The 20,760-nt window shown below is 67.1% G+C and carries 17 protein-coding genes and 2 pseudogenes; 12 read left to right on the top strand and 7 right to left on the bottom strand.

All coding sequences use genetic code 11. From position 1 onward, the window contains the following. Positions 1–92 precede the first annotated feature (92 nt). Positions 93–386: a hypothetical protein gene (locus BGN97_RS16895; RefSeq protein WP_292704119.1), complete on the bottom strand. Its 294-nt coding sequence runs from the start codon at positions 384–386 to the stop codon at positions 93–95. A 205-nt stretch (positions 387–591) separates the two neighbouring features. Further along, entirely contained in the window at positions 592–1,080 is a 489-nt protein-coding gene (locus BGN97_RS16890; protein WP_292704116.1) for a hypothetical protein, read from the bottom strand. A gap of 40 nt (positions 1,081–1,120) precedes the next feature. Here BGN97_RS16890 and BGN97_RS16885 point away from each other — a divergent pair, with 40 nt between their 5' ends. Next, a complete protein-coding gene (locus BGN97_RS16885) occupies positions 1,121–1,840 on the top strand; it encodes an MgtC/SapB family protein (protein ID WP_292704114.1) in 720 nt (239 codons plus the stop codon). On the opposite strand, the gene BGN97_RS18540 is transcribed toward BGN97_RS16885, so the two are convergent. Continuing rightward, positions 1,788–2,666, bottom strand: a complete 879-nt coding sequence (locus BGN97_RS18540) for a metallophosphoesterase (RefSeq protein WP_363331452.1) — start codon at positions 2,664–2,666, stop codon at positions 1,788–1,790. The two genes, BGN97_RS16885 and BGN97_RS18540, sit on opposite strands and share 53 nt — an antisense overlap. A 108-nt stretch (positions 2,667–2,774) precedes the next feature. On the opposite strand from BGN97_RS18540, the gene BGN97_RS16875 reads away from it, so the two are divergent. From BGN97_RS16875 to BGN97_RS16830, 10 genes and pseudogenes are all read left to right on the top strand, one after another. Next, entirely contained in the window at positions 2,775–4,043 is a 1,269-nt protein-coding gene (locus tag BGN97_RS16875) for an ROK family transcriptional regulator (protein WP_363331453.1), read from the top strand. Beyond that, complete coding sequence (locus tag BGN97_RS16870) at positions 4,043–5,089, top strand: Gfo/Idh/MocA family oxidoreductase (protein WP_292704106.1); 1,047 nt, start codon at positions 4,043–4,045, stop codon at positions 5,087–5,089. Before BGN97_RS16875 ends, BGN97_RS16870 begins: the two co-directional genes overlap by 1 nt. After that, complete coding sequence (locus tag BGN97_RS16865; protein WP_292704103.1) at positions 5,086–6,099, top strand: Gfo/Idh/MocA family oxidoreductase; 1,014 nt, start codon at positions 5,086–5,088, stop codon at positions 6,097–6,099. The genes BGN97_RS16870 and BGN97_RS16865 overlap by 4 nt, the downstream gene beginning before the upstream one ends. Positions 6,100–6,209: 110 nt before the next feature. After that, positions 6,210–7,541 carry an extracellular solute-binding protein gene (locus BGN97_RS16860; protein ID WP_292704100.1) on the top strand — a complete coding sequence of 444 codons (1,332 nt, stop codon included), beginning with the start codon at positions 6,210–6,212 and terminating at the stop codon, positions 7,539–7,541. A gap of 127 nt (positions 7,542–7,668) precedes the next feature. Beyond that, positions 7,669–8,484 (top strand): sugar ABC transporter permease, encoded by an 816-nt coding sequence (locus BGN97_RS16855; RefSeq protein WP_292704098.1) that lies wholly within the window; start codon positions 7,669–7,671, stop codon positions 8,482–8,484. Then, positions 8,481–9,305, top strand: coding sequence for a carbohydrate ABC transporter permease (locus BGN97_RS16850; RefSeq protein ID WP_292704096.1), 825 nt, complete (start codon positions 8,481–8,483; stop codon positions 9,303–9,305). Before BGN97_RS16855 ends, BGN97_RS16850 begins: the two co-directional genes overlap by 4 nt. Positions 9,306–9,310: 5 nt before the next feature. Next, the gene (gene otsB / locus BGN97_RS16845) at positions 9,311–10,084 is read left to right on the top strand and encodes a trehalose-phosphatase (RefSeq protein WP_292704094.1); all 774 of its coding nucleotides are present in this window, start codon (positions 9,311–9,313) and stop codon (positions 10,082–10,084) included. Further along, positions 10,081–10,833, top strand: a complete 753-nt coding sequence (locus BGN97_RS16840; RefSeq protein ID WP_292704091.1) for an SGNH/GDSL hydrolase family protein — start codon at positions 10,081–10,083, stop codon at positions 10,831–10,833. The genes otsB and BGN97_RS16840 overlap by 4 nt, the downstream gene beginning before the upstream one ends. A 449-nt stretch (positions 10,834–11,282) precedes the next feature. Next, a pseudogene (locus tag BGN97_RS16835) lies at positions 11,283–11,957 on the top strand (transposase); the annotation flags it as partial. 820 nt (positions 11,958–12,777) lie between these two features. Further along, a complete protein-coding gene (locus BGN97_RS16830) occupies positions 12,778–15,462 on the top strand; it encodes a PIG-L family deacetylase (protein ID WP_292704088.1) in 2,685 nt (894 codons plus the stop codon). Between the two features lie 70 nt (positions 15,463–15,532). Here the strand turns inward: BGN97_RS16830 and BGN97_RS16825 are convergent, their stop codons facing one another. The 4 genes from BGN97_RS16825 to BGN97_RS16810 form a co-directional block, all read right to left on the bottom strand. Beyond that, positions 15,533–17,209 carry a glycoside hydrolase family 13 protein gene (locus tag BGN97_RS16825; RefSeq protein ID WP_292704086.1) on the bottom strand — a complete coding sequence of 559 codons (1,677 nt, stop codon included), beginning with the start codon at positions 17,207–17,209 and terminating at the stop codon, positions 15,533–15,535. Between the two features lie 85 nt (positions 17,210–17,294). Next, positions 17,295–18,173, bottom strand: a complete 879-nt coding sequence (locus tag BGN97_RS16820; RefSeq protein ID WP_292704084.1) for a carbohydrate ABC transporter permease — start codon at positions 18,171–18,173, stop codon at positions 17,295–17,297. Continuing rightward, entirely contained in the window at positions 18,173–19,084 is a 912-nt protein-coding gene (locus BGN97_RS16815; RefSeq protein WP_292704083.1) for a sugar ABC transporter permease, read from the bottom strand. The genes BGN97_RS16820 and BGN97_RS16815 overlap by 1 nt, the downstream gene beginning before the upstream one ends. Beyond that, positions 19,081–20,412 carry an extracellular solute-binding protein gene (locus BGN97_RS16810; RefSeq protein ID WP_292704080.1) on the bottom strand — a complete coding sequence of 444 codons (1,332 nt, stop codon included), beginning with the start codon at positions 20,410–20,412 and terminating at the stop codon, positions 19,081–19,083. Before BGN97_RS16810 ends, BGN97_RS16815 begins: the two co-directional genes overlap by 4 nt. Positions 20,413–20,514: 102 nt before the next feature. On the opposite strand from BGN97_RS16810, the pseudogene BGN97_RS16805 reads away from it, so the two are divergent. Further along, positions 20,515–20,760: pseudogene (locus BGN97_RS16805) on the top strand (ROK family protein); the annotation flags it as partial.

The following is a 20,760-nucleotide window of genomic DNA, read 5'->3' as shown; positions in this document are numbered from 1 at the left end:
CACGGGGCCGCCGCAGTGTCGCGGCGGCAGTGTGGTCGGTCAGGTGGTGGATGCGGGGCCGGGCGTCGGGTGGCTGCCCGGGCAGGCAGAGGTCACCGGCTCACCCCCTGCCTGCCCAGCACAGGCTGCGCGGGGCGGGTCGATACATCCGGGGCCAGATCCGCCTCGCGGTGCGACAGCGCACGGCGGATGCGGGCCGCGCCGTCGCGCGAAGCCTGGCGGACGAGCTCGTGAACGTCCTGGTTCACGTCCGCGGTCTTCTCCATCACCCGCGCGCCGGCACGCGCGGCCATGTCGGTGGGCCGCACCCACTCCACATGGGTCTCCGGATGTCCGGCCGGTGCGGGGATGCGGCCCACGCTCGGGTCGCCGTGGCGGGCGATCACGTGGGCGCCCTCCGTCTCAGGGCGCTCCGTATCGGGACGCTCGGTGTCGGCACGCTCCGTACCTGGGCGCTCCGCGTCGGGCGGGGTCCCGCTGCCTGCGCGAGTGGCGCCGCTGGGAGGATGTCACCACTCGCTCGTTCGCCGGCGAGAATCCGCTGCTCGAGCAGTTCCCACCCGAGTACTTGCTCAACCGCGTCTCTGGTGGCTACGACGTCGCGAAGCTCGCCGCCATCGTCGGCGTCGACAAGGTGATCAAGCGCCGCAAGCTCCCCGCGCCCGAGGCCCACCCGGGTCGAAGACATCCGAGGCCGGAGTACTGGAAGTTCCCCACGATGTGCGCGTCACCGAGGTTCCTGCGGAGCTGCTCGAGTTCCCGGCTGCCGCCGGTGAGGTTCTTCAGGTGCGCGTACCCGGACCAGCGTTCGTCCCCGGCGATGATGCCGCAGCCGGACGTTACGTCCGATGGGAGCTCGTAGACCTCCGGCGCGAGGGTCTCCTGCACGTTCGAGTAGCGGAGGAGCTGCGGCGTGCGACCGGTGGGCCTTTCGAACTCGATGATCAGGCGCTTGACCTCGTCGGCCTGCAGCGACAGCGGGGTCAGGCCGTACCTCCGCTCCTCGAGCGATCGGGCTTGATCTTCCGCACCTCGAACGCGCCGGCGAAGACGAGGTACTGGGGCACGCAGGGGTAGCACTCGGGTCGAACGGCAGTTTATAACGCAAGCGGCTTGCGTTATGGTGACAATCATGTTCGACATAGTGCTGCTTTCCCCGAGTACGGCAACGGAGCTTCTCCTCCTTGTGATTGCGTTCGTACTTTCTGCTGGGATCGGGCTAGAGCGCCACCGAAAGCTGAAGAGTGCGGGCCTCCGTACGCACACGCTCGTCGGGCTGGGCGCCGCGGTCTTCACGCTCGTGTCTGCGTTCGGCTTCGACAGCGTCATCGACGCGGATATCGTGCTGGACCCTTCACGCATCGCGGCACAGATCGTCTCGGGTATCGGATTCCTCGGGGCCGGCGTGATCTTCGTGCGGAAGAACGTCGTGAGCGGGCTGACGACGGCCGCGTCGATCTGGGTGACCGCCGCCGTCGGCATGGCCTGCGGCGCGGGGATGCCGGTGCTCGCCGTCGCGGCGACCGGATTGCATCTGCTCGCAGTCGGCGTGCTCACGATCGTCGGACGTCGTCTGCGTCCGGCCGTCAAGGAACCCGTGCTGCGGGTGCGCTACAAGCTCGGCTCCGGAGCGCTTCGGGCGATCCTCGCTACCTCGACCACTCTCGGCTATGAAGCGTCGCTGATCTCGACCCGCGAGCTCGGCGGGGCGGAGAAACCCGAGCGCATCGAGGCGGTGATGAGGTTCAGCGGAGACAGTCTGGGGCTGCCGGAGCTGGTGGGGCAGCTCACTGATCTGAAGGGGGTGGTGAGGGTCGGGATGGAGAGCGATGATGACTGAGCGGGGCCCAGCGTCCGGCGCGCTCCTCGGGTGAGCCTGAGGAGAACGAGGGATCCTCCCGTGCGCTCTCACTGAAGTTCTCCCAGAAGATCTGGGGACCGGCCACATCGATCGTGGAGTAGGCCCAGACTGCGCCGTCCCAGTCGTAGACCCGCAGCGCCGCAGCACCTGGGCCGAGCGCCCCCGCGGTGAACTGCATGCAGTGGGAGCCGATCGGATGCCGCGAGGTGAGGTGGACGTGACCGCAGAGGTAACTGATGATGCGGTCGTCACCGCGGATGATGTCGGCGAGACGGGTGGCGGCGCCATCGATGTACCCCAACGCACCGAAGGCATCGGTACCCGGCCATGGGCGAGGAAGGATGACTGGGTAGTGGCCGGCGACGACGACCGGTCCAGGGGCGTGGACGAGGTGCGTCTCGAGGCCTTCGAGCGCACGATCAGGGTCATTCTCGCGTAGGGCGACGCCGATCACGGTCAGGTCACCGACCCTCATGCTGACGACGGCATCCGGACCGAAGGTCCCGGCGTAGCCTGTCGAGGAGAACGGCACGTCCTCGTAGCGTTCGCTTTCGGGGAAGAGCTCGCCCCGGTGCGGATTGGCTCCGAGGTCGTGGTTGCCCGGGAGCGCGAGATAGGGCGCACCGAGATCGTCCAGCCATCTCTTCGCCGCAGCGAAGTCGGCGGCGCGATACGACCCGCGGTTGGTGAGGTCGCCCGTCGCGACGACGAGGTCGGCGTCGAGAGCGGCGACGATCGCGCCGATGCTTTCGATACGTCCCGCGAGTCCCGGGTACTGTTCTTCGCCTGCGGGCTCGAGGTGCATGTCGGAGATGTGGACGATTCTGATGATCTGTTCCGTTCTGGTGGCCTACTTGGACATCTGCTGCTGCGCTCCGGAAAGCGTCGAGCGTGCACGCTGTCCTTGACAGGCATGTCCTGTTCTGTTTTACTCGGGATCATTATTACGCAAAGCGGTTGCATAATAAATACCCGAGCAGAGGCAGGTGAGGTCGTGGCGACAGGGCGGCGCGAGGCCGAAGGGGACAAAGTCAGGCGATCCAACATCGCGCGATGCGCGGTAGCGCTTCGCGACGATGGCCCGGCGACGGCTGCCGAGCTCGCTCGCCGCACCGGGTTGTCGCGGCCCACGGCGGAGACGGTGGTCGCGGCGCTGATGGAGCGTGGACTGGTCACCGAGTCTTCGGATCTCACACCCGGTGGCCGCGGCACAGGGCGGCCTGCCCGGATCTATCGATTTCACAGTGCCAAAGGCTATTTCGCCGGTGTAGACGTGGGGCAGCACGCGATCAAGGTCGTCGTCGGCGATCTCGCCGGCCGCGTCGTCGGTGCGGTGGAGGAGCCCACCGACGAGTCCTTCGTCGGGGCTGGTCGGATGGATGCCGTCAAGCGCGTGATCGGTCACGCGCTTGCGACCGCGGGCGTGAGCGGCCACGAACTCGCGGCCATGGGAGTCGCGGTGCCGGGACTCGTGGGAGATGGCGGCCAACTCATCGTCTCCCACATCTTCCCCGACTGGGAGGGCGTCGACATCGCCGGACATCTGAGTGCTCAGTACGATTGCGCCGTCCGCGTCGAGAACGACACCCGCCTCGCATCGCTCGCCGAGCATCGACTCGGAGCTGCGCGCCTCGCGGACGACGTCATCTGCCTCTTCGCCGGACATCGCCTCTCGATGGGCCTGATCCTCGGAGGTCAGGTGCGACGGGGCCATCACGGCGCTGCCGGTGAAGTCGGAGACATCGTTTTCTCCGGACACGTCGACCGGACGGGACAGTTGCGCTGGACGACGGCATCCTCCGCCGAGGAGGTTTTCCGGCAGGCGGCCGCCGGTCAACAGGACTCACAGCAGGAAGTCGAACGGTTCGTCTCAGGCTTGTCGAGAGGTGTGGCCACGGTGGCGATGGCTATCGACCCCGATCTGATAGTCATAGGCGGTGGCCTCTCGCGAGCAGAGGAGGCGCTGCTGGAACCGTTGCGGACGGCGGTCAATGCGGAGATCACCGTGCCGGTACGGCCGAAGATCGTCGGCTCGGAGCTGGGAGCGGAATCCGTCGTGCTCGGAGCTCTGGCACGCGCTTACGGCGAGTTCTCGGAGATCTTCTTCGGGGTCGACGGTGTGCGGGAACCCGCCATCGATATCGCTGCGGTGCGCAGCCACGGGTCCGGAAAGGGCGCGTGATGCCACGTTTCGCAGCGGAGAGCGAGGGGGCCGCTCTTCGGGTCGGTCTGGTGGGCGCCGGCGGCATCTCCCACGTTCACGTCGCCGGGTGGCAGGCGCTGGGAGCGGATATCTCCGTCTTCTCCAAGGCAGGTGCCGATGCCCTCGCAGAGCAGCACGGCCTCACCGTGGTCTCGACCTTTGAAGAGCTGGTGGATCTCGTCGACGTGGTCGACATCGTCACTCCGACCGCCACGCATCGCGAGCTCGCGCTCACGGCGATAGCTGCTGGTCGCCACGTCGTGTGCGAGAAGCCTCTGGCGGCCACGAGCGCTGAGGCCAAGGAGATCGCGCGGGCTGCGAGGGCAGCCGGCGTTCAGGTCTACCCGGCTCATGTGGTTCGTTACTTCCCGGAGTACGTCGCTCTCAAACGCGCTATCACCACCGGTGTCATCGGCGAACCTGCCGTGCTCCGTTTCACGCGTGCGGGCGAGGCCCCACGCGCTGGATCGTGGTTCTTCGACGAGACCGCCGGCGGTGGGATCGTTCTGGACCAGATGATTCACGATCTCGACCAGGCGCGCTGGCTAGCAGGAGAGGTCGTCCAGGTGTACGCGGTGCAGAACCCGCCCACGCGCGAGGGCACGGTGCCCGCTGTCGTGACGGCACAGATCGTGCTTACCCACCTCAGCGGCGCAGTCAGTCACGTCCAGGGGTACTGGGGGCCTACGGGGCTCACGTTCCGCACCAGCGTCGATGTCGCCGGCAGCGCCGGGACCGTCGGCTACGAATCGCCCGACGACGGATCTATCCGGATGGACATGCCCGCCGCGACCAGTGCGGATGACTACCTTCCGCCGCGCACGCACGCCGAGAGCCCGTACACGCTCGAGCTGCGGGAGTTCGCCGCCGCATTCGCCGGAGGGCCTGTGCCGCGCATCGACCTGGAGGACGGCATCCTCGCGATCGCTCTCGCAGAGGCAGCCGTCGCGTCGATCGCTTCCGGAGCCGCTGTCGACTTCAACGCCGACGTCGTTCTCGCAGATCTTCAGGAGGTGGTGGCGTGAGCACCAAGATCGCGATCCTTTCCTTCGCGCACACGCATGCGGCCGCATACGCACGTATTCTCTCCGCCAGGGACGATGTCGAAGTAGTCGCCGCCGACCCGGATGGTGACGAGGCCCCGGACACCGGTCCGCGCGGTGCCGCACTGGCTCGTGAGCTGAAAGTCGCGTACCTCGACACCTACGACGACGTCTTCGCCTGGGGGCCGGATGCCGTCATCGTCACGGCAGAGAACGCTCGGCACCGTGCGCTCGTCGAGCGAGCAGCGTCGGCGGGAGCGCACATCCTCTGCGAGAAGCCGCTGGCCACATCCCTCGAAGACGCGAAGGCGATGCGGGCGGCCGTCGACGCAGCCGGTGTCGGTCTCATGATGGCGTACCCCGTGCGCTTCGCCTCGTCGTTCACAGACGCCCGAGATCGGATCCGTGCGGGGCACCTCGGCCAAGTCCTGGGCATCCGAGGAACCAACAACGGAAAGGTGCCTCTTGCCGATCGCGCCTGGTTCACCGACCGGGAACTCGCCGGAGGCGGTGCCCTCGTCGACCACGTCGTGCATTGCGCGGATCTGATCGACGAGTTGCTCGGAGAGCCGGCGGAATCGGTACGTGCGGTGGCCAACAGCATTCTGCATTCGGGGCGGGGCATAGACGTCGAGACCGGCGGTCTCGTCACGGTACGTTATCCCGGCGGCGTCGTGGCGACGATCGACTGCTCGTGGAGCTACCCCGATGCGGCGGCCACCTGGGGCGGACTCACATTGCAGGTCGTGGGGACGAACGGGACGATCACGATCGCGCCCTTCGCGCAGCACTTGGGCGGTTACGACGGCAGTGGTGCGGTCTACTCGCCGGTGGGCGACGACCTCGACGCGGCCATGATCGACGCCTTCCTCGAGAGCATCGGCCGTGGTCTGCCGATGGCTCCCGACGGCACGGTCGGATACCGCACTTTTCAGATCGTTGATGCCGCGCGTCGTTCGGTGCTCTCCGGCCAACCGGCAGCGGTGCACTGACCGGGGGTATCCCGGCGAGACACCGCATCACTCACATCAAGGAGGACGAAGTGCCCGACATCCATGACCGAACGAAGACCGAACAGTCGTCATAACACAGGAGGAATCCGATGCGCAGAAAGTCCAGGGCGGTCCTCTCCGCCACAGCCATGACCGCCGTGGGCGTGCTTGCGTTCGCCAGCTGTGCGGCGACCGGCTCGACCGGAAACGGCGAGATCGATGCATCGCAGGTATCGACGAAGATCACGGATGAAGAGGTCACTCTCACCCTGTCCTATGTGAACGACCCGCCCACGCAAGCCCTCATCGACGGCTTCACCGCGCTGTACCCGAACGTCACGATCGATGCCACGCAGATTCCGTTCGCCGACTACATCAAGTCAATCAACCGGTCCATGGCTTCGGACTCTCCTCCCGACATCGCCCAGTACAACGGCGGCGCGATGCGGACGCTCATTCCGGCAGGTCTCGTCTACAACCTCGACCCGTATGCCGAGGCCTACGGCTGGGACGATGCCTTTCCGGCCTCCGCACTCGAGACCTTCACCACCGACGTCAGCACCGGCGCGAAGGAGTTGAACACTGGGAACCTCTACGCGATCCCCGGCGGTCTCTCCGTGTTGGGCGTATTCTACAACAAGGACCTTCTCGCCAAGGCCGGCGTCGCCGAGCTGCCGGCCACGCTGGATGAGTTCGAGGCGGCGCTGGGCACGATCCACGACGCCGGTCAGACTCCGTTGAGTCTCAGCGCCCTCGAGGTCGGTGGATTCCAGCTGTGGCAGGCACTGACCGAGGTCCTGGGCCCGGTGGAGGACTACAAGGACTGGGTGTACGGAATGCCCGGTGCGACGATCGAGACCGATGGCGCCCGGGGAGCCGCCCAGAAGATTGTGGACTGGGCCAATGCCGGATACATCCCCTCGAATGCGAATGCGGTCTCGGACAGCGATGCTCTTGCGAATTTCTCCCAGGGCAAGGCCACGTTTCTGCTCACCGGCAACTGGAACTCCAGTGCATTGGCGGAGAGTATGGGAGACAACGTCGGCTTCTTCGCGTTGCCGGGTCTGACGGCTGATGCGCCAGCCGTGGCACCCGGGGCGAGCGTGGCGTTCTCGATCTCGTCCAAGTCGAAGAATCCGAACGTCGCCGCTGCCTTCCTCGACTACATGCGCTCCGCCGACGCGGCGCAGCTGCAAGTCGACGGCGGGTACATGCCGGTGAACACGGACGCCGAGACGACGACGACCGGTGTGAACGTCGACGTGGCCAACAGCTTCGCCGAGGTGATGCAGGGCGCGGGAATCGCGACGTTCCCCGGACTCGCATCGCCCGGGATGATCAACGAGCTCCAGCCCGGCATCCAGGGTCTGATCTCCGGGCACGTGACTCCCGAAGCCTTCGTGGCGTCCCTGCAGGCCGAGTGGTTGGCCTTCCATGACTGATCAGTCCGTGTCGGTTCCCGGTACGAGGCGGTGGGATCGCCGCCTCGTACCGGAGGCGAGCCTGCGACAAGGACGTTCGGCTCGTCGATCGGGTGCCAAGGCGCTTCTCTATATCCTTCCCGCGGCGGTGATCTACGGAGTCTTCGCGATCTGGCCTGCGCTCAGCACGGTGCAGATGTCTTTCCTCGAATGGGATGGAATCCTGCCGCCCCGTTTCATCGGCATGGACAACTACGTCGACATGTTCAAGGACCCGCTCCTGTACGGGTCGATCATCCACTCCTTGATCTTGATCGTGTTCTTCTCCTTCATCCCCGTGGTGCTCGGCCTCGTGATGACCGCGTTGCTGATGGGGAAGGTGAGGCGTGGGATGACGTTCTTCCGCGTCGTCTTCTTCCTTCCGCAGGTGCTCCCGCTGGTCGCGGTGGGCATCACCTGGCGATGGATGTATGCGGAAGATGGCCTCGTCAACCAGTTCCTGAACGCGGTGGGACTCTCCACTATCACCCGGGCATGGCTGGGCGACTACTACCTGGCGCTGATCGCGATCGGCTTCATTGGAACCTGGTGCGTGAGCGGACTGTGCATGGTGCTGTTCATCTCGGGGGCGCAGAAGATCGACACCGCGCTCTACGAGGCGGCATCGCTGGACGGGGCAGGCTTCTTCCGGCAGTTCCTCTCCGTGACGCTGCCCGGCCTGCGCGGCGAGATCACGATCGCAGGCGTCATCACAACGATCGCAGGCCTGGCCAGTTTCGACCTCGTGTACGTCACGACAAACGGCGGGCCCGTGAATCAGACGACCGTGCCCGGTTTGCTCGTCTACCGACTGGCCTTCCAGGAGAACCAGATCGGTGCGGCCTGCGCGCTTGCGGTGGCGCTCACGGTCCTGATCATCGCTGTCGTCAGCGTCATCCGGGTCGGACTAAGGGAGAAACCATGAAACCCGGCATCGGCGGACAGTCGGTCCGCTACCTCGTCCTGACCGTACTCACGATCGTCGTGCTCGCTCCCTTCGCCAGCATCCTGCTCGCGTCAGTGCATTCGTCGGACTCGCAGATCTCGGGCTTGAGCGTGCCGTCCGAATGGTCGTGGTCGAACTTTGCGACGGCCTGGAATCAGGGCCATTTCGGCCGCCTCGTCCTCGCGAGCCTGATCGTCGCAGCCATGGTGGTGCCACTGTCGGTCGTCCTCGCGACGCTCGCCGGGTTCTCGCTGGCGTTGCTACGACCGCCCGGGACCAAGGGGATATCGCTGGCATTCGTGCTCGGCATGACGCTCCCGATCGAGCTGGTCGTGGTCGCGCTGTACTTCAATCTCCAGCCGATGGGACTCACCAACTCCTACCTCGGCGTCGCACTGTCGGAAGCAGCGTTGTTCATGCCGTTCGGCGTGTACTGGATGCAGACGCACTTCTCCTCGATTCCGCGTGAGCTGGTCGAATCGGCCCGAATCGACGGCGCTCGAGACCTGACAGTCCTCTGCCGTATCCTGCTGCCGATCTCGTGGCCCGCGATTACCACTCTGTGCGTGCTGTTCTTCATGTGGTCGTGGAACCAGTTCCTGCTCGTGCTCGTGCTGATCCAGGACCCGGAGAGGCGCACGGCGCCGGCCGGCCTGGGATTCTTCGTCGGCGAGTTCTCGACCAACATTCCACTCTTGTCGGCGGCGAGCCTCATCGTCATCGCTCCGATCGTGATCGTCTACCTGCTGTTCCAGCGAAGTTTCGTGAGCGGCATCACACAGGGGGCGGTGAAGGGATGACGGCCATGACCTCGGAGGCGTTGAGAACACTCGCATCGACTCCGCGACTTCTGGTCGCCCTCGACTTCGACGGAACGGTCGCGGACTTCGTGGACGATCCGTACAGTGCGAGAGTGATTCCCGAGGCCGCGGAGCCGATCGCGCGCCTGCGTGACCTCAACAACACCTGGGTCGCGTTCGTGTCAGGCAGGCCTCTGAACTCCTTAGCGCGCGTCACGGAAGCGGATGAGCACGCGCTGCTCGTCGGTTCTCACGGCGCGGAGGCGCGTCTCGGGGGAGGAGTCGTCGATCTCGGGCTCGATGACGACGAGAGACACCGGCTCTTCGAACTGGCTGTGTCGCTCGCCGAGGTCGTAGATCGCACGCCGGGCGCCGTGCTGGAGCACAAGCCCTTCGGTTACGGAGTGCACACGCGAAACGTCGCTGCAGATGCGGTGCCGCGCATGCTTGCGGATGCGAGGCATGCCGCGGAGCGCATCGGGGGCTTCTTGGATCGAGACGGCAAGGACATCCTCGAGTTCGCGGTGCGGGACACCACGAAGGGCGACGGCGTCGAGCTGCTGCGTCAGCACCTCGGCGCGACCGGGGTGCTCTTCGTCGGCGATGACGTCACCGACGAGGACGGGTTCGCAGCCATGCATGCCGGTGACATAGGGCTCAAGGTCGGTGCCGGGGCGACAGCGGCGTTGTACCGCGTCGCTGATCCGCGCGGTGTCGCGGAGGTTCTCCGGAAGCTGGTGGAAAAGCGCGCGGCTCTGGCCGTCGGGCAGGGCGCGTGAGCGACGCCGCGCGACTGCGGGGGATGCTGGCGAGCGGTTCACCGGTCACCTGGGTGATGACGGGAGACCCGATCACTCAGGGACTTTTTCATACGCATGGCGAACGCAACTACGTCGATCACCTTCATGAGCTGATCCGCGGCGATCTGGGGCGGGTGCAGGACGTCGTGATGAACACCGCGATCTCGGGCTGGCGGCTGGATGCGATCCTCGATGACTTCGATCGTCGTGTCTCCGCGTGGCGACCGGATGTCGTTACGGTGATGATCGGTACGAACGACTGTTCCACGAAGTGGCCGGAGCGGCTCGTCGAGCTCGCGGATTTCTCGGAACGCATCGACGACTTCATCGACCGCGTGCGCCTGTGGGGCGCGATACCAGTGTTGCAGACGCCGCCCTATGCAGATCTCGCCCATGCTCCGGACCGAGCCCGGCTGGGCTCCTTCGCTCAGGAGATGCGCGACATCGCGGGCACTCGCGGTGCGCTCCTCATCGATCAGTACTCGTTCTATGAGGAGTTCGCCGCTGCATCCAGTTTTGATGGTGACCCCGTGCCGTGGGGTCTTCTCAGCGATGCTTTCCACCCCAATGCCGCCGGTCACGCGGCGCTCGCCCTGAACCTCGCCGGCGGCCTCGGCCTCGTCAGCGACGGATCGCGGGTGGTGGCCGATTTGAGTGCTCGTGTAGATCTGGCTCGTCGGCCGAGGTGGTCTTCGCAGCCGTCGAGCACTCACGAGCACCCTCGCTGACGTCTCGGTGTTCGGCCGCTAGCGAGCGAGGACACGTTCAGTGGCCGGATCGTGGGTTACTCGATGAACTCGAGGACGAAGGCGTCGCTCGCAATCCGCGCGGTCCGGAACACTGTTCGGATGCGTGGACCATGAAGGGCTGCCTCGTGCATGCGGATAGTGAGACTGTTCGTGCTGGTGTTCTCGGGGGTCCTGACCCTCACAGCGACGGACGCGCAAGGATGCTGGTGCCGGATGTTCTCAGGGGTTCCTGACTCTCACTCTGATCGACATCTGTTGTCTTTCCTCGGATCTGTCGGTCCCCTGAGAACACCCGGTGAGGCGTCACGCCTCGCCGCCGGAGTGACCTAAGGAGAGCCTGCGCCAACAGGTGCTCATCACTGTCTTGTCCGCCGGTCTGGTGGTGCGCGGTGCCGTTCCCCGCCCATGCGAACAGATCGGAGCACGACATGACCTTCATCCCCGACGCCGGCAAGCAACCTCAATCGCGAATACCAGTGTTCGCGGGCGTCGACACTCACAAGGAGGTCCACGTCGCCGCGGTCGTAGACACGGCCGGGACAGTCCTCGGAACCCACAGCTTCTCCACGACTCGGGCGGGCTACCGGGCGCTGCTGTCATGGGTGCGCAGTAACGGCGAGTTGGTGCGGATCGGCATCGAGGGCACCGGCTCCTACGGCGCGGGCCTCACCCGGCATCTCGCGAGGAACGAGGGGACAGTCCTCGAGGTCGACCGGCCGGATCGGTCCGACCGCCGCCGGAAGGGCAAAGACGACGACCTGGACGCGATCAACGCTGCACCCGCCGCACTCCACGAGCGACGCACGACGATCCCGAAGTCCAAGGATGGCGCGGTCGAGGCCCTGAGAATCCTGCGGGTCGCGCGCGCCCAGGCGGTCCGTGAACGCCGCAACACGTTGCAGCTGCTGCGGACGTCGATCGTTGCTGCGCCTGACGAAGTCCGTGACCAGATCCGCAACCTCACCCGGATGCAGCTGATCCGCCATCTCGCTGCCTGGCACCCTGACGTCTCGAACGCGACCGATCCCGTCGTCGCCTACCGGGTTGCCTTGAAGTCGTTCGGCCGCCGCTATCTCGAGCTCACCGACGAGATCGTCGACCTAGGTGTGATGTCCAGGGACGTTGTTTCGGCGACACGGCTGTGAGGAGGATGGGGACGGCTGCTCCGATCAGGGCGAACGGTCCGACCCACTGGTGGACGGAGATCGGACCGGTCTCGTCAGCGATCGACTGTTCGGGCATGGGCGTGATCCCGGTTCCGCTCACTTCGGTGACCGTCGTCGTGACGCTCTGCTGGAACGCGGGGATGAAGAACATCACGAACACGCTGGTGAGGGTCGCCAGGGCGAGCGCCGAGGGGTCAGCCATAGCGGGGGCTGCCCAGCCGTGTCCGCCTCGTGTTGAGTCAGCAACCGGTACTAGCGGCGCCGATCACCCGTTTGGCAAGCGACGAGGCGCGGGGGCTCCCGTGAGACGCGCATTCATCGAACGCACTGACACGGCCCCATCTCCGCTGAGTCGCCTGCTGAGTGGGACCAACGCAAGCCGCGGGGGAGGCGGACGAGGCGGACGGCTACGAATCGCGCTGCTCGTCACGCTGATCTGGCGACTCGCTCGAAGCCCACACAGCACGATTCGCCCCGCCCGGTACTGGGCGGAGCTCCTACACCTCGACGACCCCGAAGGCGACGGAGCTCGCGCAGTCCGAAGCACCCTGCTCGAACTTGAACGCCGCGGCTTCGTCCGCACGGAGTCACGCGGCCCGGGGAAAGTTCCAGAGATCATCCTGTGCGACGAATCGCTCAACGGCCTCGACTACCGATTGCCTTATCTTCTGTTCAGAAAATAAGTGTTGCTCCCCCTCTCATCGACGGCATGGAGCGCCACATCGAGGTGCTCCCGTGTGAAAGGTCTGGTCCCCCAATGAACGATCTTCACGAAGTCTCCGGCTTCTCTCTGACGCGTCGGAACCTGTTCAAGGCGGGAGGCGCATTCGGCATCGCCGCCGCCTTCACCGGCGCGCAGGTCTCGGGTCTCACCGCCGCGGAGCAGGCGCTCGCGGACGCCCCACGCGATGCCGTCAAGCTCAACGTGCTCTTCATCGGCGCCCACCCGGACGACGAGGCGGGGAACCTCGGCGTCTTCGGCCAGTGGAACGAGTACCTGGGCATGAAGGCCGGCGTCATCACCGTGACCCGCGGCGAGGGCGGCGGCAACGCGGTCGGCCTCGAGGAGGGACCGCCCCTCGGCATGATGCGCGAGGCCGAGGAGCGCAAGGCGGTCGGCTACGCCGGCATCGAGAACGTGTTCAATCTGGACGGTCTCGACTTCTACTACACCGCGAGCGCGCCGCTGTCGTACCAGGTGTGGGACGGCGCCGGGGTGCTCAGCCGCATCGTGCGCGTCGTGCGCGCCACGCGCCCCGACGTCATCGTGACGATGAACCCGTCGGCGGTCGAGGGCAACCACGGCAACCACCAGCAGGCGGCCATGTTCGCGGTCGAGGCCTACCTCGCGGCGGGCGACCCGCAGCGCTATCCGGAGCACTTCGCCGAGGGCTTCGAGCCGTGGCAGCCGCGCCGCATCCTGCGCGCGGGCGCCAACGGCTCGGGTGCGGCGGGCGAGGGCGGCGTCGCCGCGGGCTATACCCCGACCGTGGCCTCCGACGTCGTGTTCGGCTGCTGGAACGGCACTCCCAGCCAGCGCAACGGCAAGCGCTGGTCCGAGATGCTCGACCTCGCCCGGTGGGCTTACGTGACGCAGGGCTGGGCCGAGTTCGCGCCGGGAACGACCGATCCCGCGAAGATCTCGAACTCGTGGTTCACGGTCATCCACTCCCGCTCCCCGCTCGCCGACCCGCGCTCCGGCGGAGACGCGGCGCTGCGCGGCGCCGCCCTGCCGATCGACGGCGGGCTCCCGTTCGGCACGCTGATCGATGTGCGCCCCGCGCGGTTCGAGGTCGTCGCCGGAGAGGACGTCAAGATCCAGGTGACGGTGACCGCCCCCGCCGATGCGAAGCTCCCCGCCGGGCGGCTCGCGCTCGCCGCTCCCAGCGGATGGTCCGCCGGCGGCGCGGTCGACGTGCCGGCGCTGAACCGGGGCCGGTCGCACCGGGCGACGTTCCGGCTCACGGCCGGATCGGATGCCGTCGCCGGCACGCAGGTGCGGGTGGATGCCACGCTCACCGCGGGCGGGGCCAGCGGCACCACGTTCGCACAGCTGCGCGTCGCGGGAGCCGTGGAGGCGACGATCCGTCCGCTCGAGGAGATCCAGGAGTTCCGCTCCTGGACGGCCGGACTGGGGATGAAGCACCTCGACGTGCTGGTCCCCGAGCTGTTCCCCGTGGGTCAGGGCCGGACGCGGACGCTCGAGGTGATCGTCGAGAACTTCTCCGCGCAGAGCCGATCCGGCTCGGTCTCGCTGACGCTGCCCGCAGGCTTCGCCGCCTCGCCGGCGCAGCAGTCGTACTCGGGCCTCGCCGCCGGCGCGACCACCACCGTCAGTTTCGAGGTCACCAACACCGACACCTCGATCCCCACCGCCAACCGCGCCCCCGCTCCGGTGATCGACGCCGTCCGGCGCGAAGGCGAGTACCCCGGCGAGGCGATCCCCGTCGACACGATCTGGGACGGCAGCCCGATGGGCGGCAAGAACCCGACGATCAGCGCGAAGACGTGGATCACGCACGACGACGCGAACTTCTACCTGTTCATCTCGGTCGTCGACGACATCCGCGGGACGATCCTCCCTGCTTCCGACAACAAGCGCCAGCGGCGCACGGACTCCGTCGAGATCTATATCGACCCTCGCGGCACGGCGGGCAACACGGCGCAGACCTTCATCGCCGGCATCATGCCGTCGATGGACTCGATGACGGGCGCGCCCGGAGTCGGCCGCGATCGCGACAACTGGCAGGGCGAGGCCGCCGTCACCGCGCCGGGGATGCAGGTCCAGGTGAAGATGGCCTCCACCACCGCCGAGTACACCGGCTACGACATGGAGGTGAAGATCCCGTTCGCGGTGCTCCCCGACAATCTCGACCCGCAGCACGTCGGCTTCAACGTCGTGATCAACGACTCGGACACCCAGAACAAGGCCGCGCAGAACCGTGTCGGCTGGTCGACGTTCCCGGGGATGCGCGCCGACCCGTGGCGCTGGGGCATCATCACCCTCGACGGCGTGCAGGATGCCGGGTCGAAGCCGAAGAAGCCGATCCTGCCCGACACCGCGGCCCGCTCGGTCGGCTCACCGCAGTCCATCCTGCAGTCCGCCGTCGATCAGGTCCCCCTCGGAGGCTTCTCGCCGACCGACCACCCGCTCAAGGTGCTGAAGTCGTCGATCGCGGCCGGCATCGTCACCGTCGCACTGCAGACGCCCCGCGCCGGCACGGCCCGGGTGTTCCTGTGGGACGGCGAGCAGGTCGTCGGCAGCGCTGAGGCGCAGGTGAGGTCGGGCCGGGCGGAGCTGCGCTTCGGAGCCCGCACGGCCGCCACCGGCAACGGGGACAGCCTGGTGGGCACCAAGGCGTCGCCGGTGCTGGCTGTCTCGTTCGAGTCGGGCAGCGGCGTGTACGCGGCCAAGGCCCCGCTGGGCGGCCGCTCGGTCTGAGGCCTGCTCGCAGAGAGGTGCGCCGCTTCCCGGAACGGGAGGCGGCGCACCTCTCTGCGTACGGCGCCCGTCAGACGCCGGGCGCGATCCAGGCGGTGGCCTCACCGGGCAGCGTTCCTCCCACGAGGGGGAGGCTGCTCAGCACGACGCGCTCGGCATCCGATCCGAGCTCGAACGGCTCCGTCCCGAAGGCGGTGACGACCTGCCAGCCGTTCGGTCGCGCGAAGCGCAGCACGTCGACGCGTCCCGTCTCCAGCCACTCCAGGGATTCGCCGGTCTGCAGCTCGTGCCGCAGCCGGAGCGCTTCGCGGTACAGGGACAGCGACGATGCCGGATCGGCTGCCTCCGCGTCGACCGCGTGGGCGGCGAACCAGGCCGGCTGCGGCAGGTGAGCGCCGTCGGCGCCGAAGCCGAAGGAGGGCCCGTCCGCCGTCCACGGCAGCGGCACACGGCATCCGTCCCTGCCCAGCCCGTCGAACTCGCCGCCGCGGAAGAAGGCGGGGTCCTGGCGCTGCTCCGGAGTGATCTCGGCGACCTCGTGCAGCCCGAGCTCCTCGCCCTGATACAGGTAGGCGCTGCCGGGCAGCCCGAGCAGCAGAAGCGTGGCGGCGTGCGCGCGCCGCCGGCCGCCGTCGCGGTCGAGCTGCTCCTCGGGTCCGCCGGCGGCGACCCACTCGGTGCCCTGCTTGACCGCGCGGCCGTCCAGCGGCGGCAGCCCGTACCGGGTCGCATGCCGGGTGACGTCGTGGTTCGACAGCACCCAGGTCGTGGACGAGCCGCTCAGCGTCGCCTGCGCGAGGTTGTCCGCGATGATGCGGCGGAACTGCGCCGCATCGAAGTCCGCGACCAGCAGGTCGAAGTTGAACGCCTGCCCGAGTCCCTCCGCCGACGCGTACCTGGCGCGTCGCTCCGGCGTCGACACCCAGGCCTCCGCCACGGCCGTGCGGGGCGGTTCGTACTCGTCGAACACGCGCCGCCACTCCGCATAGATCTCGTGCACGTCGTCGCGGTCGATCAGCGGGTGACTGCCGTCCTGCGGCAGCAGCGCGAGCTCGGCCCGGCTCGGGAGCGGCTCGCTGAGGTCCTTGGTGAGCATGTGCGCGACGTCGATGCGGAAGCCGTCCACGCCCCGGTCGGACCAGAACCGCAGAGTCGTCAGGAAGTCCTCGCGGACCTCGGGGTTCGCCCAGTTCAGGTCCGGCTGCTCGACCGCGAAGTTGTGGAAGTACCACTGCCCGTCCTCGACCCGCTCCCACGCGGAGCCGCCGAACACCGACACCCAGTCGGTGGGAGGTTCGGCGCCGTCGGGACCGGTGCCCTCACGGAAGATGTACCGGTCACGGGCCGCCGACCCGCGACCGGCGGCGAGCGCCTCCTGGAACCACTCATGCCGGTTCGAGGTGTGGTTCGGCACGATGTCCACGATGACGCGGATGCCGCGGGCGTGCAGCGCCTCGGTCATCGCATCGAAGTCCTCCAGCGTGCCCAGCCGGGGATCGACGTTCCGGTAGTCGTCGACGTCGTAGCCGCCGTCGGCGAGTGCGGAGGGATAGAACGGGCTCAGCCAGACCGCGTCGATGCCGAGGTCGGCGAGGTACTCCACCCGTGACAGGATGCCGGGGATGTCGCCGATGCCGTCGCCGTTCGCATCGGCGAAGCTGCGCGGATAGATCTGGTAGACGGCCGCCTGGCGCCACCAGGCGGCCGCTTCGTCGGTGCGGCTCTCGACGAGTAGCGCGTCAGTCATACGGGGTACTGCTCCTTCTCTCCGGGGTTCGTGCTCGGATCTCGTTGGTCGTGCGCCCAGCATCCGCCGGTCGGGCGGATTTCGCTCAGCCCTTGACGGCGCCCTGCGTGACGCCCTCCATCACCCAGCGCTGGGTGAAGAGGTAGGCGACGATGGCCGGCGCCATCGCCATCAGGTACGACGCGAAGGACACGTTGTAGTTGTTGCTGAACTGGTTCTGGAACAGGTTCTGCCGCACGGGCAGCGTCTGCAGCGCCGGGTCGGAGATGATCAGCGACGGCATCATGAAGTCGTTCCAGGCGTAGAGGAACGCGAAGATGCCGACCGTGGCGCTCATCGGACCCAGCAGCGGGAAGATGATCCGCCAGAAGGTCTGCCAGGTGCTGGCGCCGTCCATGCGGGCGCTCTCCTCGAGCTCCAGCGGGATGGACCGCAGGAACGCGGTGAACAGCAGCACGCTGAAGCTGAGCTGGAACATCGTCGCGAGGATGATCACGCCCAGCGGGTTGTCGAGTCCGACGCGCCCGGTGAGCTGGATCTGCGGCAGCGCCACGACCGGGAACGGGATGAACATCGCCGCGAGCAGGTAGAAGAACGACCAGCGGAACAGGCGACGGTCCCAGTTGCGCACGATCGCGTAGGAGGCGAATGCTGCCAGCACGATCGTCGCGACGACGGTCCCGGCGGTGACCGCCAGCGAGATCGCGGCGCCGACGGGGAACTTCGTGAGGTTCCACGCCTCGACGAACCCGTCCAGGCTGAACGGCGCGGGCAGGGAGAAGGCGTTTCCGTCCACGGCCTGACCGGTCGTCTTGAACGCCATCGAGATCGTGACGTAGAGCGGGAGCAGCACGGTCACCGCGCACAGGAAGAGGATGATCGTGCCCGACCAGTTCACCCGCTCCATCCTGATGCGGGGGCGGCGGCCGTCGGCGGTGATGGTGGTCATGGTCTGCGTCGACATCAGAGGGCGTTCCTTCCGCGAGTCAGCGAGAGCTGCAGCAGCGAGATGAGAACGGCGACGATGAAGAAGATGGTCGCGTTGGCCATCTGGTACGCGTAGTCGCCGCCGTTGAACCCGGCGATGATGGTCATCGCGATGGAGCGGGTGGAGGTGCCGGGGCCGCCGTTGGTGAGGCCGACGATGATGTCGTAGGCGTTGAGGAAGCCCTTGAACCCGAGGATCACGTTGATCACCACGTAGCCGGCGACCAGCGGCAGGGTGATCCTCAGCAGCTGCTGCCGCTTGCTCGCGCCGTCGATGTCGGCGGCCTCGTACACATCACCGGGCACCGAGAGGAGCCCCGCGATGTAGATCAGCAGCGTGCCGGGGATCGCCTGCCAGGCGGTGACGATGACGATCGCGATCCAGGCGAGGTCGGGGTTCGCGAGCAGGCTGGTCGACAGCCACGGGATGCCCGTCGCCGCGCCGGCCGCGGGGATCGAGTTCGAGAACAGGAAGTTGAAGACGTAGGCGATGATGATGCCCGAGATGACCATCGGGATCACGAAGATCGCGCGCAGCCCGGTCTTGAAGCGGATGCGGGAGGTGAGCCCGACCGCGAGCAGGAAGGCGATCACGTTCACGACGATCACCGTCGCGATGGAGAACCCGAAGGTGAACAGGTAGCTCTGCAGGATGGCCGGGTCGCTGAACAGCGCGATGTAGTTGGTCAGCCCGTTGAAGCTCCACTCCCCGATGCCGATCGAGTCTGTGAAGCTGAAGAAGATCCCGATCACGCCCGGCACGGTGATGGCCAGCGTGAACAGCAGCAGGGTGGGGACGAGGAACAGGTAGTAGATCGGCTCGACGCGCCGCGTGCTGCGCCGTCGGGTGCTGTCACCCGCGGTGACGATCGTCGTCGTGGTGCTCATTCTCCGGACTCCTCTGTCTCGGGTGATGCTGCGGATGCCGACGCGTCGGACTTCACGACCGGAGCGCGGAACGCGATGCGGGCCCAGTCGGCGTCCATCGTCTTCAGGATCGACTTCGGGTCCTCGCCGAGGACGATGGCCTGCGCGTAGTTGAAGACGGGAATGGTCTTGGGCACCAGCACGGAGGGGCCCTGGTAGATGCGGCCCTCGTCGTAGTACTCGGTCATGCCGGCCACACGCGGATCGTCGGGCGCTGCCGCGCCCTTCGTGGGCGTGAAGCCGAGCTGGGAGTCGTTGTAGGCCTTGATCCGCTCGGGCTGGTAGAGGTACTCGAGGAAGTCCCGCGCGGCCGCCTTGTGCCTGGAGCCGTCGGGGATCATCGCGGCGAGGTCCATGTTCACCCGCACCGCGAGCTGCGACGGATCGTCGGTCATGGGGAGCGGGAACGTGCCCAGCTCCAGGTCGGGGGCGGTCTTCGCGATCTCGCTGAACGCCCACGGCCCCTGCAGGTACATCGCCGCCTTGCCCTGGGCGAAGGCGAGGTTTCCGTCGCCGTAGCCGCGGCTGGCGGCATCCGGGTTGACGTAGTCCTTCACGAGCTTCTCCATCCGGCTGATCGGGCGGGCGAAGTCCTTCTGGAACGAGACCGCCGAATCCGGGCCCACGTCGGCACCCTCGGCGTTGAGCCCGTCGAAGAAGTCGACGACGTCGACCGAGCCGCCGAGGGAGTAGTCGTACCATCCCTGTCCCGCGGTCCAGTCGTCCTTGAACGTGGCGTAGAACGGGGTGATCCCGGCGCCCTTGAGCCTGTCGCAGGCGGCGAGCAGCTCGTCCCAGGTCTTCGGCACCTGGATGCCCTGCTCGTCGAAGATCTGCTTGTTGTAGATGACGGAGGCGGCCATGACCGAGTAGGGCAGCGCGCTGACGCGACCGGAGCACGAACCGTACTGGTCCATGAGCGGCTGCAGATCGTCGCGCAGCGACGCGGCGGCACGGGTGCCGGACAGGTCGCTCAGCGCGCAGCGCTGCACGAAGCGGGCGACCTCGAAGTTGTAGTTGGCGAGCATGATGTCCGGCGGGTTGCCGCGGACGAAGCTCGCGGAGACGACGTCCACGCCCGAGGTGTCGATCTGGACGCGCACCTTGTCCTGGGAGGCGTTGTACTTCGCCACCACCTCGGTCATGAAGTCGATGGCCTCGCGCTTGCTGAACGTGAAGCGGATGGTCTCCCGCCCGTCGACCGAGCAGCCCGCCAACGCGGTCGACAGCAGGGCGATCGCGAGCGCGCCGGCCGCGAGCCGGAGCCTCGAGAAGGGTCTCGCAGACATCTTCGTCCTTCCATTCGTACATTCGATTATTAAATCTAGTGAGCGAATCTATTACTCTGACCGGTACTCTCTCATCGAGGACACGAAAGGTCAAGAGCAGAAATGACGGAAGTCTCCGCGGATCTCGGCACGGGGCGCGCCAGTGTCGGCGCTGTCCTCGACTTCGCCTGGTCCGCCGGCGACTTCACGGCGACCGACGTGATGACGGCGACCTCCCTCACCCGCTCGACCGCGATCGATGCCGTCGACACGCTCGTCAGCGCCCGCATCCTGCATGAACTGCCCAACGCCCGTGCCGCAGGCGCGTACCGGGCGGGCCGCCCCGCGCGCCGCTTCGCACTCTCCCGG

This window comes from Microbacterium sp. 69-10 (genome assembly GCF_001897945.1).
Classification (GTDB): Bacteria; Actinomycetota; Actinomycetes; order Actinomycetales; family Microbacteriaceae; genus Microbacterium.
Note: the sequence above shows the minus strand (reverse complement) of the source record. Positions and strands in the feature narration are given on the sequence as shown.

What these genes read in the sequence shown, in the direction of transcription:
- BGN97_RS16885 (WP_292704114.1), top strand. Translation starts at nt 1,121, where the DNA reads ATGGTGACAATCATGTTCGACATAGTGCTGCTTTCCCCGAGTACGGCA.
- BGN97_RS18540 (WP_363331452.1), bottom strand. Translation starts at nt 2,666, where the DNA reads ATGCACCTCGAGCCCGCAGGCGAAGAACAGTACCCGGGACTCGCGGGA.
- BGN97_RS16875 (WP_363331453.1), top strand. Translation starts at nt 2,775, where the DNA reads ATGTCCTGTTCTGTTTTACTCGGGATCATTATTACGCAAAGCGGTTGC.
- BGN97_RS16870 (WP_292704106.1), top strand. Translation starts at nt 4,043, where the DNA reads ATGCCACGTTTCGCAGCGGAGAGCGAGGGGGCCGCTCTTCGGGTCGGT.
- BGN97_RS16860 (WP_292704100.1), top strand. Translation starts at nt 6,210, where the DNA reads ATGCGCAGAAAGTCCAGGGCGGTCCTCTCCGCCACAGCCATGACCGCC.
- BGN97_RS16850 (WP_292704096.1), top strand. Translation starts at nt 8,481, where the DNA reads ATGAAACCCGGCATCGGCGGACAGTCGGTCCGCTACCTCGTCCTGACC.
- otsB (WP_292704094.1), top strand. Translation starts at nt 9,311, where the DNA reads ATGACCTCGGAGGCGTTGAGAACACTCGCATCGACTCCGCGACTTCTG.
- BGN97_RS16830 (WP_292704088.1), top strand. Translation starts at nt 12,778, where the DNA reads ATGAACGATCTTCACGAAGTCTCCGGCTTCTCTCTGACGCGTCGGAAC.
- BGN97_RS16825 (WP_292704086.1), bottom strand. Translation starts at nt 17,209, where the DNA reads ATGACTGACGCGCTACTCGTCGAGAGCCGCACCGACGAAGCGGCCGCC.
- BGN97_RS16820 (WP_292704084.1), bottom strand. Translation starts at nt 18,173, where the DNA reads ATGTCGACGCAGACCATGACCACCATCACCGCCGACGGCCGCCGCCCC.
- BGN97_RS16815 (WP_292704083.1), bottom strand. Translation starts at nt 19,084, where the DNA reads ATGAGCACCACGACGACGATCGTCACCGCGGGTGACAGCACCCGACGG.
- BGN97_RS16810 (WP_292704080.1), bottom strand. Translation starts at nt 20,412, where the DNA reads ATGTCTGCGAGACCCTTCTCGAGGCTCCGGCTCGCGGCCGGCGCGCTC.